14 protein-coding genes are annotated in these 15,005 nt (G+C 52.2%); all 14 read right to left on the reverse strand.

What is annotated here, in order from left to right; translation table 11 throughout:
• Positions 1–4: 4 nt before the first annotated feature.
• Positions 5–568 (reverse strand): NuoI/complex I 23 kDa subunit family protein, encoded by a 564-nt coding sequence (locus tag DUE52_RS02115; RefSeq protein ID WP_114404301.1) that lies wholly within the window; start codon positions 566–568, stop codon positions 5–7.
• A gap of 16 nt (positions 569–584) precedes the next feature.
• A complete protein-coding gene (gene nuoH, locus DUE52_RS02120) occupies positions 585–1,736 on the reverse strand; it encodes an NADH-quinone oxidoreductase subunit NuoH (protein ID WP_114404302.1) in 1,152 nt (383 codons plus the stop codon).
• Positions 1,737–1,816: 80 nt separating this feature from the next.
• On the reverse strand, positions 1,817–2,902 hold the full coding sequence (locus tag DUE52_RS02125) for an NADH-quinone oxidoreductase subunit G (RefSeq protein WP_114404303.1): 1,086 nt from the start codon (positions 2,900–2,902) through the stop codon (positions 1,817–1,819).
• Positions 2,903–3,343, reverse strand: a complete 441-nt coding sequence (locus DUE52_RS02130) for a DUF29 family protein (RefSeq protein WP_114404304.1) — start codon at positions 3,341–3,343, stop codon at positions 2,903–2,905. It abuts the gene before it with no gap.
• 29 nt (positions 3,344–3,372) lie between these two features.
• A complete protein-coding gene (nuoF, locus tag DUE52_RS02135; protein ID WP_114404305.1) occupies positions 3,373–4,713 on the reverse strand; it encodes an NADH-quinone oxidoreductase subunit NuoF in 1,341 nt (446 codons plus the stop codon).
• Positions 4,714–4,762: 49 nt separating this feature from the next.
• A complete protein-coding gene (locus DUE52_RS02140; RefSeq protein ID WP_114404306.1) occupies positions 4,763–5,794 on the reverse strand; it encodes a phytanoyl-CoA dioxygenase family protein in 1,032 nt (343 codons plus the stop codon).
• Positions 5,795–5,842: 48 nt separating this feature from the next.
• Entirely contained in the window at positions 5,843–6,340 is a 498-nt protein-coding gene (locus DUE52_RS02145) for an NADH-quinone oxidoreductase subunit NuoE family protein (RefSeq protein ID WP_114404307.1), read from the reverse strand.
• A 6-nt stretch (positions 6,341–6,346) separates the two neighbouring features.
• The gene (locus DUE52_RS02150) at positions 6,347–6,787 is read right to left on the reverse strand and encodes a DUF29 domain-containing protein (RefSeq protein ID WP_114404308.1); all 441 of its coding nucleotides are present in this window, start codon (positions 6,785–6,787) and stop codon (positions 6,347–6,349) included.
• 28 nt (positions 6,788–6,815) lie between these two features.
• Positions 6,816–8,063 carry an NADH dehydrogenase (quinone) subunit D gene (gene nuoD, locus DUE52_RS02155; protein WP_114404309.1) on the reverse strand — a complete coding sequence of 416 codons (1,248 nt, stop codon included), beginning with the start codon at positions 8,061–8,063 and terminating at the stop codon, positions 6,816–6,818.
• Positions 8,064–8,173: 110 nt separating this feature from the next.
• Positions 8,174–8,677, reverse strand: coding sequence for an NADH-quinone oxidoreductase subunit C (locus DUE52_RS02160; RefSeq protein ID WP_114404310.1), 504 nt, complete (start codon positions 8,675–8,677; stop codon positions 8,174–8,176).
• 119 nt (positions 8,678–8,796) lie between these two features.
• Positions 8,797–9,342: an NADH-quinone oxidoreductase subunit B gene (locus DUE52_RS02165; protein WP_114404311.1), complete on the reverse strand. Its 546-nt coding sequence runs from the start codon at positions 9,340–9,342 to the stop codon at positions 8,797–8,799.
• A 56-nt stretch (positions 9,343–9,398) separates the two neighbouring features.
• Positions 9,399–9,770 (reverse strand): NADH-quinone oxidoreductase subunit A, encoded by a 372-nt coding sequence (locus DUE52_RS02170; protein ID WP_114404312.1) that lies wholly within the window; start codon positions 9,768–9,770, stop codon positions 9,399–9,401.
• 142 nt (positions 9,771–9,912) lie between these two features.
• The gene (locus DUE52_RS02175; RefSeq protein WP_114404313.1) at positions 9,913–12,051 is read right to left on the reverse strand and encodes a T9SS type A sorting domain-containing protein; all 2,139 of its coding nucleotides are present in this window, start codon (positions 12,049–12,051) and stop codon (positions 9,913–9,915) included.
• A gap of 195 nt (positions 12,052–12,246) precedes the next feature.
• Positions 12,247–14,973, reverse strand: a complete 2,727-nt coding sequence (locus DUE52_RS02180; protein WP_114404314.1) for a T9SS type A sorting domain-containing protein — start codon at positions 14,971–14,973, stop codon at positions 12,247–12,249.
• Between the last annotated feature and the right edge of the window lie 32 nt (positions 14,974–15,005).

Below are 15,005 nucleotides of genomic sequence, written 5' to 3' on the forward strand. Positions count from 1 at the left end.
AATTTTACGAGACGGATCGCGAAAACGACGGTTCGGTGGGAGTTGCCTGCGCATCCGGGTTGGTGCGAATATACCGGTCGCTCATCTTCTCGACCAGTTCCTCCTTGCCATAAACGACCTGATCGCGTTCGGTGAAAATCGGCACCAGTTTGTCGTGGCGCAGATAAACCGCCTGTTTCGGACAGGCTTCTTCACACAACCCGCAGAAGATGCAGCGCAGCATGTTAATTTCGTAAACCGCTGCATACTTTTCTTCCCGGTACAGGTTTTCTTCACCTTTTTTACGCTCGGCAGCCACCATCGAGATGGCTTCGGCCGGACAGGCCACGGCGCACAGCCCACAGGCCGTACAACGCTCCCGCCCCTCTTCGTCGCGTTTCAGAATGTGGTGTCCGCGAAAAACCGGCCCTAAGTACCGTTTCACTTCCGGATACGGAATGGTCACTTTCTTGGCAAAGAAGTGTTTTATCGTGATGGCCAGTCCCTGAACGATCGCCGGAAGATACATCTTCTCCGCCATCGTCATTTCCTTGTTGCTGACCTCTTTGGATCGATTGGTTAGTTGCATAACTATCAGTGCGTTATCAGGTTCGCTGTGGTTGAACGGCGGGTTTCGGGGCGCGGGCCGACGATACCATCGCCATGATCACCATCACGATGACAATGGCCCAACTGGCGTATTTAACATCATATAACAGGCCGAAACCGGTTACGACAACATTCAGAATGGAAAGCGGAATGAAGGTTTTCCAGCCCAGGTTCATCAACTGATCGTAGCGGAAACGCGGCAACGTCCAGCGCACCCACATGAAGAAGAAAATGAAGAAGAAAATCTTGCCGAACAGCACGATGGTTCCGACGAGCGTTGCCAGGTTGTGACCCGTTGCCGCCCCCAGCGAACCGGTCAGGGTTTCGCGTACCCAGTCCATACCGGGATAATTGTAGCCGCCAAAATACAGCGATGCAATAATGGCCGACGACACGAACATGTTGATGTATTCGGCGAACAGGTAGAAACCCAATTTCATAGAACTGTACTCGGTGTGATAACCGCCCACCAATTCCGTTTCACACTCCGGCAAATCGAACGGTGTCCGGTTACACTCGGCAAACGCACAGGTCAGGAAAATAATGAATCCCAGTGGCTGGTTGAAGAGGTTCCAGGCAAAACCGTGCTGTTGCTCCACAATGGCCCGAATCGACAGCGACCCCGTCATCATCAGGATGGCAATGATGGACAGACCAAACCCGATTTCGTAGCTGATGTTCTGCGAAGCCGCCCGAATGGCGCCCAATAACGAAAACTTGTTATTCGAGGCCCAGCCGCCCACCATCAACCCGTAGACGCCCAGCGACACGACGCCGAACACGTACAGGATTCCGATGTTGATTTCGACGCCCTGAACCGGGATCAGCAAGTCTTCATAGCGGATGCTTTCGCCAAACGGAATAACCGCGCTCGACATCAAAGCCGTCAGAATAGCCAGACAGGGGCCGAGAATAAAAAGCCACTTGTTGGCCTGTGACGGGATAAAATCTTCCTTGAAAAACATCTTGCCGGCATCGGCCAGCGGTTGAAAAATACCGCCCGGTCCCGCCCGGTTGGGGCCAAAACGATCCTGAATAAAACCGGCTACCTTGCGTTCCGCCCAGGTCGAATACATGGCAATCAGCAAGGTCACTCCGAAGAGAACCACGATGAGAATGCCTTTGATAATGAGTTCAGTCAGTTCCATATGTTTAAGACATGAGAAGTGAGACGTGAGACAAGAGACCAACACGTCTTTCTTCTCTTGTCTAGCATCTCTACTCTATTTCAAGGTTCAGGGTCATTGGCATGGGGCAAAACCGGGGCAAATCGCTCCGGCGTCAATTGCTGAATGCCCAACTGCGAGGTATCCCGTTCGTCGTCGACGTGGGTGTACGTAGCCGCGGCCAGTTTCCGCTGGAAATCCGGCTTGATCAGATCACCCCGGTATTTGTTGGCCGAAATCACCGAACTGCGCGAGATTTTCGTCGGCCCTTCAATGACCCAGTCGCTGGTTTTCTTTTTCTCGAAACGGCAGGTGTTGCAGATGAATTCGGTGACTTCGTTCCACTCGTTTTTGCGGGCCGTTACCCGGATCACTTCGTCGCCCCGGTACCAAACCGTGGTTTTGCCGGAACAGGTCGGGCAATCGCGGTGGGCATCGACCGGTTTGGTAAACCAGACCCGGTTTTTGAACCGGTAGGTTTTATCCGTCAGTGCGCCCACCGGGCATACGTCGATGACGTTTCCGGAGAAATCATTATCAACCGCTTTCTCGATGTACGTACTGATTTCGGAGGCATCACCCCGGCCCAGCACCCCATGCACGCGTTTCTGCGTGATCTGGTCGGCAGTATACACACAGCGGTAGCACAAAATGCACCGCGTCATGTGCAACTGGATGTAAGGGCCAATGTCCTTCTTTTCAAACGTCCGGCGTTCTTCCTCGTAGCGGGTGGTTGCCATGCCGTGGTTGAAAGCGAAGTTCTGCAAATCGCACTCGCCGGCCTGGTCACAAACCGGGCAATCGAGCGGGTGGTTGATGAGCAGAAACTCAACGATGGCTTTCCGGGTGGTCAGCACCTGCTCGTTGGTCGAGTTTTCAACGATCATACCGTCCTGCACGGGTGTGATGCACGACGCGACGAGTTTGGGCATCGGACGCGGATCTTTCGCCGAACCAGCCGCTACCCGCACCAAACACGCCCGGCACTTGCCGCCACTGCCTTTGAGGGGTTGGTAGTAACACATGGCCGGCGGGGCCACATTGCCCCCGATTTTCCGGGCCGCCTGCAAAATCGTCGTTCCCGGTTCTACCTCGACTTCGATTCCGTCGATGGTAACTTTGACTAACTGCGGTTTTATATCTTCCATTTAGCTATAGCTAGGCTTGTAATTTATGATCAGATCTAAAGCATCTACTTTAATCTGTTCAGGCTCAATCATAGTGGAAATTTGGTATGGCGAATACATTCCTTCAAAAGCTTCACTGGCAGCATCTTTCAAAGCCCGTAAAAAACTTTCATCGATGGCTTCGGCTAGCTCATTTGTTTCTAAATAGTTACCGCCAGCTTTGCGCTTTTTGTTACTACGGACAATTCCGTCAAGCGCATTATCGATAGAACGGCTCCATGACTTTGTAGTCCGGTTTTCAGCCTTTTGCTTAATCAAATGAATCAATAAAACGATCAAATAAGCCTCAACTTTATTAATTTTATCGTCTTTCGCCATTTCATCCATTTCGTCAATCAGCGCAAGAGCTCCCTGATAATCGTGCTCTTCGACCATTTTCCGCAATAACATTATCTCATCCATAGCGTCGAATGATTAGATCGGTTCAATAATTACACCAGTGCCATTTCGCCCTTGAACACCGCACCCGGTTGCGTGGCTTCGGCAGGATGCGTGATGTGCCACTCGAACTCGTCGCGGAAGTGGCGGATGGCACTCGCGACCGGCCAGGCGGCTGCGTCGCCCAAGGGGCAAATGGTATTTCCTTCAATTTTTTTGGCCACATCGACCAGCAAATCGATATCGTGCATGCTGCCGTGACCGTGTTCGATCCGGTGCAATACTTTTTCCATCCAGCCGGTTCCTTCGCGACACGGGCTACACTGTCCGCAGGACTCGTGGTGGTAGAACCGGGAGAAATTCCAGGTATTGCGAACGACACAGGCCGTTTCGTCAAACACGATAAAACCGCCCGAGCCCAACATTGTCCCCGTCTGAAAACCGCCATCCGACAATGATTCGTAGGTCATCAAACGCGGTTCGCCATTGGCCAGTTTGGTAATCAGGTTGGCGGGCAGAATCGGGACCGACGAACCGCCAGCCACGAGTGCTTTCAAATGGTGGCCGTCGCGAATGCCGCCACACCACTCGTCGGAATAAAGAAACTCTTCGACCGGAACGCCCAGTTCGATTTCGTAAACCCCCGGTTTTTTGATGTGTCCGGAAGCCGAGATCAGTTTGGTTCCGGAGCTACGGCCAATGCCGATGGCAGCGTAAGCATCCCCGCCATTGTTGATAATCCAGGCGGCCGTTGCAATGGATTCGACGTTGTTGACCACCGTCGGACACTGATACAAACCTTTGACGGCCGGAAAAGGGGGTTTATTGCGCGGATTGCCCCGTTTGCCTTCCAGCGACTCCAGCAGGGCTGTTTCTTCGCCACAAATATAGGCTCCTCCGCCCGGATGAACGATCAGTTCCAGATCATAACCCGAACCCAGAATATTTTTACCCAGAAAACCGGCGGCTTTTGCTTCGGCGATGGCTTTTTCGAGAATGCGAATCACGTACATCAACTCGCCCCGCACATAAATGAACGACTTGTTCGCGCCCAGTGCGTAGCTGGAAACGATCATGCCTTCGATGAGCAGGTGAGGAATGTTCTTCATCAGGTAGTGGTCCTTGAATGTACCCGGCTCCGACTCATCGGCGTTGCACACCAGGTAGCGGGGTACGCCTTCCGGCTTGGCCAGAAAGCTCCACTTCATCCCCATCGGGAAACCCGCACCGCCCCGACCACGAACGCCGGCTTTCTTCACTTCTTCCACGACACCCTCCGGGCTCATGGTTTTGATGGCTTTCTCAACCGCCGTGTAGCCGCCCTGTTTCCGGTATACATCGTAGGTTTCGATGCCGGGAACGTTAATATGTTCGAGCAGAATCTTTTTGCCCATAGCTTTATCTCAAAAACAGGTTAAAATCGAACCGTGAATCTCCAGATACTTAGTTCCATTCTTTTCCGGCCGTCATCACATCTTCTTCGGCCAGATTGGTTGGGTTTGCATAAATCGTAATGCCATTGTGAAGTTGGGCGATGGATTTATCGCCTTCTTCAAAGCGGTGTTTCGGGTATGAACGCAGGGTCGAATAATGACAAACGAACGATTTCCGCGTCAATGCCGGATTATTAATTCGGCTCCCGCCATGTGCCAGGGCACCGTGCCAAAGCAGCACATCTCCTTTTTTCAAGAGCAATATGGTGCCTTTAATGCCATTTTTCGCACACGTCTTATTGAGGTAATTCGTAAATTCGTCGGGCGTGTAAAAGGAGTCCTGTTCACTAAACAGAATTCCGGTGCCAAAATCGAATTTCGGCAGGCGGTGCGAACCCGGATAATACACCAGCGGACCCGAGTCGGGGCTGACGTCTTCGAGTGGAATCCAGGCGGCTGCCAGGTGGCTGGCAATCTTTGAGCGCACCCAGGGATAATCCTGGTGCGTGCCCTGCTGACTGCCATATTTAAAGATCAGGCTCTGAAAAACCGTCGTCTTTTCATTGAAAACCGCATCCAGAAACGTAGCCAGGTGCGGATGCGTCATCACTTTTTTGGCCCCAATCGAACTGTTGTGGTACTCCAGCAAGCGCGATCCGATGCCTCTCAGTTTTTCTTTGGGAACCTCCTTAACGGGCGTTTCCTTGCCGTCGTTGAACTGGTACACCAACGATTTGACGGAATACTTTTCGTTGTTTTCAACCACCTCTTCCACTTCCTGCCACAGATTGTCGAGCCACTGGGGCGGTATGGCCTTTTCCAGAATGACGTAGCCGTTATCACGCCAGTCGCGCAGTAGTTTGGCTAAATCATAGGGAAAGTCTTTCGGCGTTTTAAACGTCTTGACAAAAGCGTCGATGTTGGCATCGGAGCGGTCAATCCAGGGCAGTGTATCTTCCTCAAAATCAAGCGGTGAATTTTTCATCCGGAACTTAACCATCCGGTACAACCGACGAAGCTTATCTTTCAATTTGCTTTCCATGCGTAATCGTTCTTCGTTGAATCTAAGGTTGATGTGTGTACTGATATTTTACCGGCTCAATTCGGCAATGATTTCATCGACTTTATCCCGCGTCAGGTTCATGTAGTATTGTTCCCGGATTTGAAAAACCGGTCCCATCCCACAAGCGGCCAGACACTCGACTTCTTTCAGGGTAAACTTTTGATCGGCGGTGGTTTCGCCCGCCTGAATACCAAGCTTCTGTTTCAAATAATCGTAGATTTCTTCCCCACCCATCAGACAGCAAGGCCCCGTCCGGCAGTATTCAATGACGTGTTTCCCCACCGGATCCAGGTGGAACATGGTGTAGAAGGTAGCGACTTCATACACTTCAATCGCCTGGATGTCCAGCATTCGGCCGACGTAATCCATCACTTCCGGACTCAGCCAGCCCCATTGTTCCTGCGCCAGGTGCAAGAGCGGCAACAAAGCCGACTTCTGGCGTTCAGCCGGGTAACGGTCAATCATTTCCTGCGCTATTTTTAGCCGCTCAGGGGTAAATTCTACGGTGTTTTGCGTTTCCGTCATATCGGTTTACAGCAGGTATTCATCTTCAAAAACTTCCTGCCACGTTAATGGAGCAGGTTCAAATTTATCTTTACGCGACAGGTTCATTTCGGCCTTGGCTTCTTCGGTTGCGTCCTCAAAGCTTTCCTGCCAACTACTCTCAATAAACTGCACGTTCAACGACGGCATGTATTTTTGGAGCTTTTGAATTTCTCTCCGGGCATTGACAATCGTTCGTACCCAACTGGTTGACCGTTTTTGCGGTTGATAACGCCATTTCAAAATATGAACCATCAGCCGGACAAGCTGCCTTTCCAAGGCCCTTTTGTCAGCATTTGACATATTTTCATACAGTTCATCCAACCCTTCCATGGCTTCTTCATACTCCTTATCTTCGATAAGTTTCCGAATGGTTTCAACCGTATCCAAGTGAGATGTTATGACCAAATCCTGCCAGTCGGGTTTCATAATCCCTCCTTTCCCTTTTAACCGGGTTTTACGAATCCAGTTCGCCCGCAATAACGTTCAGGCTACTCATAATCACAATGGCATCCGACAAGGTCGTTCCAACACACATTTCCGGATACGCCTGGTAATAAATGAACGAGGGCCGACGGAAATGCAAACGATAGGGCGCCCGGCCTCCGTCGCTGATCAGGTAAAAACCGAGTTCACCATTACCGCCTTCAACCGAATGATAGACCTCGCCCACCGGCGCATCGATTTCACCCATCACAATCTTAAAGTGATAGATGAGGGCTTCCATGTTGCGGTATACTTCCTTCTTCGGCGGCAGGTAATACGCCGGCGCATCGGCGAAATACGGTCCTTCGGGCAGGTTTTCAAGGGCCTGCTCCACAATCCGGAGGCTCTGCCAGATTTCTTCGTTCCGCACCATAAACCGGTCATACGTGTCGCCACTTTTGCCAACCGGAATATCAAATTCAAAATCCTGGTATGATGAATACGGATTCATGACCCGAACGTCGTAATCGACTCCGGCAGCCCGCAGGTTGGGACCCGTAAAACCGTAGTTGAGCGCGCGTTCGGCCGTAATCCCGCCCACGTCGATGATGCGGTCCATGAAAATCCGGTTGCGGTTGAACAGCTTCTCAAACTCGCGCATGATCGGCGGAAACCGCTTGATAAACGCCCGGATTTTACGAATGGCTTCCGGCGACAGATCGCGTTCCATGCCGCCAATCCGACCCATGTTGGTGGTCAGACGCGCTCCGCAAACTTCTTCGTAGATTTCGTAGATGTTTTCACGTTCTTCGAACAGGTACAGAAAACCGGTAAAGGCTCCCGTATCCACCCCCAGAATCCCGTTACAGATCAGGTGATCGGCAATCCGGGCCAGTTCCATCATAATCACGCGAATGTATTCCGCCCGCTTCGGCACCGTCACGCCCAGCAACTTTTCGACCGTCATGTGCCAGCCAAAATTGTTGATCGGCGACGAACAATAGTTCATCCGGTCGGTCAGCGTCGTAATCTGGTAGAAAGGCCGCCGTTCGGCAATTTTTTCGAACGCCCGATGAATGTAGCCAATCGTCTGCTCGCCCGACACGATTTTCTCGCCATCCATTTGCAGGATGTTCTGGAAAATACCGTGCGTGGCCGGGTGCGTCGGACCGAGGTTGAGGGTGGTTAACTCGTTGACGTACTGAACCGATTCTTCGGGTTTAGCCGGCAAATCACTTCCCGCTGCGTTTTTATTCGATATATCAAGTACAGTGCTCATGAAACTTTGAATTAATTGAATGCTAAATGGTTGGATGGTTAGATTGTTAAATGGCTATTTGAATCATTTTTAACAATTTAACCATTCAACCTTATTTAGCCATTCAACCCTTATCTTCCAAAAAGTGCATCAATCTTGTCTTCCCGCGTCGGATCTTCGAGCGGATATTGTTTCCGCATCGGAAAGTAATCCATATCTTCCATGTTCAGAATCCGGGTCAGTTTCGGATGACCGTCGAAAATGACGCCAAAGAAATCGTAGGTTTCGCGTTCCATCCAGTTGGCACTCAGGTAAACCGTCGTGGCCGTCGGAATGTGCAGATCGGCTTCGGCCAGAAAGACCTTGATGCGAATCCGGAAGTTATTGACCAGGCTGTGAAGTTGATAGACGACACAAAACTCGCGCTCCGGGTTCGGATCGTCCGGGTAATGAATACCGCACAAGGTGGTCAGAAAACTGATCTGATAAATCGGATGGGCATTCAGATACTGAAGGATAGGAATGATCTGCTCCCGCGTGGTCGACAACGTGAGCATGCCGTACGGATCATCAAAATCGTAAACGTCTTCTCCAAACTGGCGGATCAGGTCTTTAGCAACTTCTTCGTTAGTCATGAAAAAAGATCAAGTTGTCGTTGGTTCAATGGTTGAAAATGGTTGGATGGTTTGATTGTTGAATGGTTGTCTGAATAACGAGTAACCATTAAACCATCCAGCCATTATTAACCATTCAATCATTGAATATTATACGATTCCAGCAGGTGCTGATACTCCGGTGAATTTCGCCGGCGCAGGGATTCGTTGATCGATAACTGCTGCACTTGCATCAACCCGTCCAGAATCTGCTCCGGGCGGGGTGGACAACCCGGCACATACACATCGACCGGAATGATGCGGTCGATGCCCTGCAAAACGCTGTAGGTGTCAAAAATGCCGCCACTCGACGCACAAGCACCGATGGCGATGACCCAGCGGGGCTCGGCCATTTGCAGATATACCTGCTTCAGAACCGGGGCCATTTTCTTGGCAATCGTTCCGGCCACCAGCAGGACATCGGCCTGACGGGGCGAAAAACTCGGGCGTTCGGCTCCGAACCGGGCAATGTCATACCGGGATGCCATGGTCGACATGAACTCGATGCCACAACAGGAGGTTGCAAACGGCAAAGGCCACAGCGAATTCGCGCGGGCCAGACCAATTATCTTATCAAATGAAGTTGCCTGAAAACCGGGGCCTTCGTAACTGGCGGGGGCTTCGGCTATCTTGATGTCACTTGCCATGCTGTGTTGGTTGTTTGTTGATAACAACAAATTAACATTTTATACTGCATTTCAGTTTACTCCCACTTCAATACGCCTTTTTTCAGGATGTAATAGAAGCCGGACAGCAGCAATCCCATAAAGAGAATCATTTCCAGAAATCCCGCCATGCCCAGGCTTTTGAAATTGACGGCCCAGGGATACATAAAGATGACTTCCACATCAAAAAGTACAAAAAGAATGGCAATCAGGAAGTACTTGATGGAGATCGGGGTCCGGGCGTCACCTTCGGAGGGGATTCCGCACTCAAATGCAGCGTCTTTTTTCTGGCTGTTGCGCTTGGGCCCGATGTTGTGCGTGACAAACATCGTGGTAACAATAAATCCCAGCGCCAATCCCAATTGGATAAAAATCGGCAGGTAATCTGAAGGCAAATAGGTTGTGTCCATACGAGGTTGCAGAAAGCACCGCAAGTTAGCGATATTTCAAACACGAAATTATCTTTCAAATTTACCACATAAGCGCGGATTTATCAACACAAAGCGGGTCTTCCACCGGAATGAAAGACCCGCTTTGTTTCGGTTCCGGTGGTTATTTGATCCAAACCCGCCGGGTAGCCTTGTAGCCATCGGCTTTCACCCGGATGATGTAATTCCCCGGCGAATACGTTGACAGATTGATGGCCAGTTGGTTGTCAAAAACCGGCACCAGTGTGGTATAAATCACCTGACCGCTTAGGGTTGAGACCGTTACGTTGGCATTGGTGATGTTTTCTTTAATTTCCAGCCGGACAATACCGTCGGTCGACGGGTTGGGAAAAGCAATGATCCCGGTACTGGCATTTTCGTTACCGATGTAGCTGACGTTGTTTGAATAGAGGGAATAACACACCAGTGAACTGTTGCCAACCGTAAAGGTGGTTTTGGAGCGGGCCGAATATTCGCCGTTTTGGGTAACTTTTATAATATCGGAATTACCGCCAACCAGGTTTCCGCCGGTTCTCCAGTCATATTGCCGCCGGGCTACCGCAGCACCTGCGGGCGGAAAAGCCTGCAACGAGAACGGTCCCCGCTGCGCAACCGTGGGCGGAGCCTGCTTCGGCTGAATAATCAGGCTGGCGGGCGCAGAAACCGCTGATGTGCAGCCATAGAGATTAACGGCCCGGGCCGTGTAGGAACCCGCCGTTCCGACGGTTAGTTGCCGGGTTGTGGCATTGGTGTTCCAGACGATGCTGTTGGCAACGGGGCTATCGGTTGAAAACGTGAAGGTCGAATCGGCGCAGGCCTGCTGCGTTCCCGACTGGGTGATGGTTGGAGCGACCGGCACCAGCGGAGCGGCAATGGTCACCGAGGGAGAAATAAAGGTGGTTCCGCCATCGTCCTTCGCAATGGCATAATACGTTCCGGGGGCCGTAACCGCCAGGGTGCTTCCTTTCTGCCCGTTGCTCCAGGTTACATTGGTGAGTTTGAATGGCGTATTGTCTTTGTCACGCACCTCTGCCTGCAAACTCAGGTTAATGCCCTGATTGGTCGAGGCACAGGCAACGGTCAGTTCTGGAGTCGGCAACGGCAGCAAGGGAATGGCTCCGGTAAAAAACCGCTCGTCCATGCTGGCAAACCAGGCTTCGGCATACTGACGAAGGCCGTCGCCACCGAAGTGCGTCCCACCGTCGTTGTTGACAGCATCAAAACGCGGAATCTGAATGCGGTCGGTTTCCGGTCCGGCGAAAACGTTGTTGTTGAACGTCCCGATTACCTGGTTCTGGGCGGCAATGATTCCGGGCTCAACGCGCCCCAGGTTATAGGACGACCGGGCCAGCATCCAGGAGGGATACCGCCGGGTGTCGGCCCGGGTTTTATTGATCAGCAACTGCATCCAAAGCCGGTATTGCTCCTGCTGGAGCCGCAGGTGATTATCAGTCTCGCCCTGCTGCCACAAAACCGCCCGAAGGCCCTGGAGTGAACTGAAATACCGCAACGAAATCAATAAATTTCCGTAGGGCATTCCGGCGGGAAAATTCTGGTCGACATACACGTTTTTCGTCGTCCCGCCGTCGAAGCTCTCAATCCAGTTCTGAATGGCAGTACCGGCCCAGGCGGTATTGATGAACAAAACCGGGACGTTGTATTTTCGGGAAATCAGATCGCCTAGCTGGCCCCAGCACCACGCACTCTGGCCCCGCGGACCCACGAGGGCGTCGGCACCCAATTGCCGAAAGCTGGGAGAAGGCGGATTTTCGAGGGAGCTGGCGACTGAATTATCGTAGGTGATGCAGTTGACCCGGTCGTCGGTTGCGCCTTCGGCTCCCCGCTGCTGAAAGCCCTGGGCATTCGATTGTCCCGTGATGATGAAAACTTCACCAATCCCGATCCGAACCACATTGTCCTGCCCCACCAGCGTATTTCCCTGCCAGGCGCGGGCTTCCAGCCGGTACCAGCCGCCCCTTCCTTTGAGCGGTCCCTGAAAAATACCGCCCTTCGGATCGGTCTGAATGGTTTGCCATTCGGTGTCGATGCCTTGCCCGTCGTTCATTTTTACCAGCCGGGCTTCCACTTTCGTGATCGGCTGGGCATAGGTGCCGGCCACGTAAATCGTACTGTTATCACTCTGATCGCGCTGAAAAACCGCGCGGCTCGAAGGATAGGTTATTTTCAGTTGGGCAACGGCAGGGTACCAAAAAAGCAAAAATCCCGCCATGCCGAGCACTCGGGTAAATACGGTGGATTTCATTCGTCAACAAGTAATCGTTCTCAATGCAGTCGCGCTTAATCGTCAGTTATCGGATTCTTGTGTAGTTAACCTGGCAAAACGAAAGAGAACGGCGTTATTTTTCCGTTGTCTGCTAACAAAGATTCGGCTTTTTTCCGGGAAAACAAAACCGCCCCGCGAAACGCATTTCACGGGGCGGTTTCTTGAATTAACTTCTTATAAACCAATCAACAGGCGCTTCGATACGTTGAAAGTGGACGAACGAACCGTCAGAACATAATGCCCCGAAGGAACGGTTGACAAATTCCAGGTCTTGCGTTCGTTAAAGCTGGCTACGGTTCCCTGCCATAACACCTGTCCACTCAGGGTCGCTAAGGTAACCGTCGCGTTGCTAATATCTTCCAGCGTTTCAATGGTAATTTCCTTGTTGGGGCTGGGGTTCGGGTAAATGCTCAATCCATCATTGTCGATAATGAGCGTAAAAGCAATGGGCGCGGAGAAATCGGACGCACACACCAGTCCATTGTCGTAGGCCAGAAAAGCCCGGGCGCGGTAGGAACCGGTCTGGTTGGCCTTGATGATGGCGGTCCGGGGTTCAACCACCGCGTTGTCCCGCTCCCACCGGTAATAATCGCCCTGCCGGGTTCCGGCGGCTTCCAGCGTATAGGTTCCGATTTGTTTCAGAATCGGGACTGTCGGAACGGGTTTTACATCGACAAGCAAACCCGCCGATGGTGGAGAAAAGCACCCATTCGCGTCGCGGACGCGGGCCGTGTAGGTATTGGATTGGGTGGCCACGATGCTCTGGGTCGAATCGCCAACGTTCCAGAAGGCTTTGAGTGTTCCGCTGGCCGTCAGGGTCACGCGCTCGCCATCACAGAAGGTGGTGGAGCCGCCGGCAGTCAGCGTAGGCGGTGCCGGCAATGGGTTGACCCGAATCGAAACCGTGTTGGACGGATCCGAGAGACATCCATAAATGTTGCGGGTTCTGACCAGGTAATTACCCGCCAGATTGATGGTAACACTCCGTGCGGTCTGGTTCGCCACACCTTCCCAGACATACCCCGCTTCGGCAGTCGATGTCAGGGTTACGTTCTGATCCGCACAAAACGTTGTCGGGCCACCGGCCGATACCGTGGGACGGCTGGGCAGGGGATCGACAATAATGGCAATCTGGTTCGATTCCCGGGAGGTACAGCCGTTTTGGTCGGTAACGGTCAGGGAATAGTTGCCTCCTCTCCGGATTTCGATCTGTTTCGTTTTCTCACCGGTACTCCAGTTGTAGACCAGTGCATCCGTCGATTGGAGGGTGGTGGACAAACGATCGCAAAAACGGGCCTGTCCCAGGTTTGTGGCCGTTGGCGCAGCGGGCAGCGGATTCACTTTCACGGCTACTTCATCCGATGTAAATTCACAATTGCCAACATCCCGGTAAACGGCCCGGTAGTTGCCCGCCGTCGAAACCGTAATATTTTTGCCGGTGGTGTTATTACTCCAGGCCGTGTTGTCGTAGCTTGACGTTAGGGTGAGGTTGCCCCCTTCGCAGAACGTCGTTGGGCCACTGGTCGTGATGGAGGGGCGGTTTGGAACCTGAAAGGGAGCCGAAAAAAGGGTATTGCCCAGTCCATCTTTGACGGTTGCCATATATTGGCCGCTGCCAACGGTTATACTTTGAGCACTTCCGCCTGAACTCCAGTTAATCGAGCTAAATCCCCCTTCTACGCGCAGTGCTAACGTATTGGCCGCTCCACACGCCACCGAAATGCTGACCCCGGCAGCCGGTGATTGGGGCTTGGAATTTTGGAAGAAATTATCATTCATGCTGGCATCCCAGGCTTCGGCAAATTGGATCAACCCGTTGTCGAAGAAGTGTACACCCACGTCATCACGACGCGCACCGGCTCCGCGCGGAATCTGGATGCCATCGGTATTCGGCCCCGCAAACACATTACCGGCGCTCTGAATCGTTTTATCCTGTCCCGCCAGAATGCTTCCATCGCTGCCATTGGCATCAGAATAGGAAGCCCGGCAAACCAGCCAGGAAATATCCTTCCCACTGTGTTCCCGGCTGCGCTGAATGACTTTCGTCAGGTTCGCGGCATAGTCATCTGACGAACGATTGAATTGATTATCGGCTTCGCCCTGGTGCCACAGGATGGCCCGGACGCCCAGCGTCTGAACGTAATAATTCAGGGCTGTCCGGAGGTTTCCATACGGTTGTCCTACGGGGTATTTTTCGGTGTTGGTATATTCTTCTGTGGTCTGGATACCATCTGCGCTCTCGCGCCAGTTTTTGGAAGAAGATCCGGTCCAGCCCGCATTGAAGAATAAAACCGGTACGCCCAAACGCGCCACCAGCCGGTCGCCCAGACGTCCCCAGCACCAGGCGGAATACCCGCGCGGAAAAATTCGGTTGCCCGCATCCAGGTGCGAAAAATCGGGAAAATTCGGATCAAACGGAACCTGATCCGTACCGGAGCCAAAATTGACACAGTTCACCCGGTCATTGCTCGCTCCCGGACCTCCGTAGTTATCAATACCCTGGGCGTTTGATTGTCCGGCAATGACAAACACTTCTCCTACGCCAATGCGTTCAACACCCCCTCCTTCAATGTATTGTTCGCCCTGCAAACCCCGGACTTTCAAACGATACCAGCCGCCTTTTACCGTTACAGAACCGGAGAATGCTCCTCCTTTCGGGTTTTCCTGAATCGTAGTCCAGTCGACCAGGGTGCCGCCATCCATCGGTTCGACCCGAACCTGAATGCGGGTAAAGGGCAGGGAATAATAACCGCCAATCCAGAGACTCGCTTCGTTACCGCCATTCCGCTGAAAAACCATTCTGGATTTCGGAAACGTAATCTGAATCTGCGCCAGAGCCAGCGCAGGAAGCAAGAGGAAAAGGAAGTTCAATAACGTTGTAAAAATCCGGATTTTATTCATAGCTGAGCGTCCGATTGTGTCAATCGCGATGG

Origin of the sequence: Larkinella punicea (assembly GCF_003334855.1) — a bacterium.
Lineage (GTDB): Bacteria > Bacteroidota > Bacteroidia > Cytophagales > Spirosomataceae > Larkinella > Larkinella punicea.

Excerpts from the sequence above, each read along its gene's own strand:
- DUE52_RS02180 (WP_114404314.1), bottom strand. The coding sequence starts at position 14,973 with ATGAATAAAATCCGGATTTTTACAACGTTATTGAACTTCCTTTTCCTC.
- DUE52_RS02150 (WP_114404308.1), bottom strand. The coding sequence starts at position 6,787 with ATGAAACCCGACTGGCAGGATTTGGTCATAACATCTCACTTGGATACG.
- DUE52_RS02170 (WP_114404312.1), bottom strand. The coding sequence starts at position 9,770 with ATGGACACAACCTATTTGCCTTCAGATTACCTGCCGATTTTTATCCAA.
- nuoD (WP_114404309.1), bottom strand. The coding sequence starts at position 8,063 with ATGAGCACTGTACTTGATATATCGAATAAAAACGCAGCGGGAAGTGAT.
- DUE52_RS02125 (WP_114404303.1), bottom strand. The coding sequence starts at position 2,902 with ATGGAAGATATAAAACCGCAGTTAGTCAAAGTTACCATCGACGGAATC.
- nuoH (WP_114404302.1), bottom strand. The coding sequence starts at position 1,736 with ATGGAACTGACTGAACTCATTATCAAAGGCATTCTCATCGTGGTTCTC.
- DUE52_RS02160 (WP_114404310.1), bottom strand. The coding sequence starts at position 8,677 with ATGACTAACGAAGAAGTTGCTAAAGACCTGATCCGCCAGTTTGGAGAA.
- DUE52_RS02140 (WP_114404306.1), bottom strand. The coding sequence starts at position 5,794 with ATGGAAAGCAAATTGAAAGATAAGCTTCGTCGGTTGTACCGGATGGTT.
- nuoF (WP_114404305.1), bottom strand. The coding sequence starts at position 4,713 with ATGGGCAAAAAGATTCTGCTCGAACATATTAACGTTCCCGGCATCGAA.
- DUE52_RS02145 (WP_114404307.1), bottom strand. The coding sequence starts at position 6,340 with ATGACGGAAACGCAAAACACCGTAGAATTTACCCCTGAGCGGCTAAAA.
- DUE52_RS02115 (WP_114404301.1), bottom strand. The coding sequence starts at position 568 with ATGCAACTAACCAATCGATCCAAAGAGGTCAGCAACAAGGAAATGACG.
- DUE52_RS02130 (WP_114404304.1), bottom strand. The coding sequence starts at position 3,343 with ATGGATGAGATAATGTTATTGCGGAAAATGGTCGAAGAGCACGATTAT.
- DUE52_RS02165 (WP_114404311.1), bottom strand. The coding sequence starts at position 9,342 with ATGGCAAGTGACATCAAGATAGCCGAAGCCCCCGCCAGTTACGAAGGC.
- DUE52_RS02175 (WP_114404313.1), bottom strand. The coding sequence starts at position 12,051 with ATGAAATCCACCGTATTTACCCGAGTGCTCGGCATGGCGGGATTTTTG.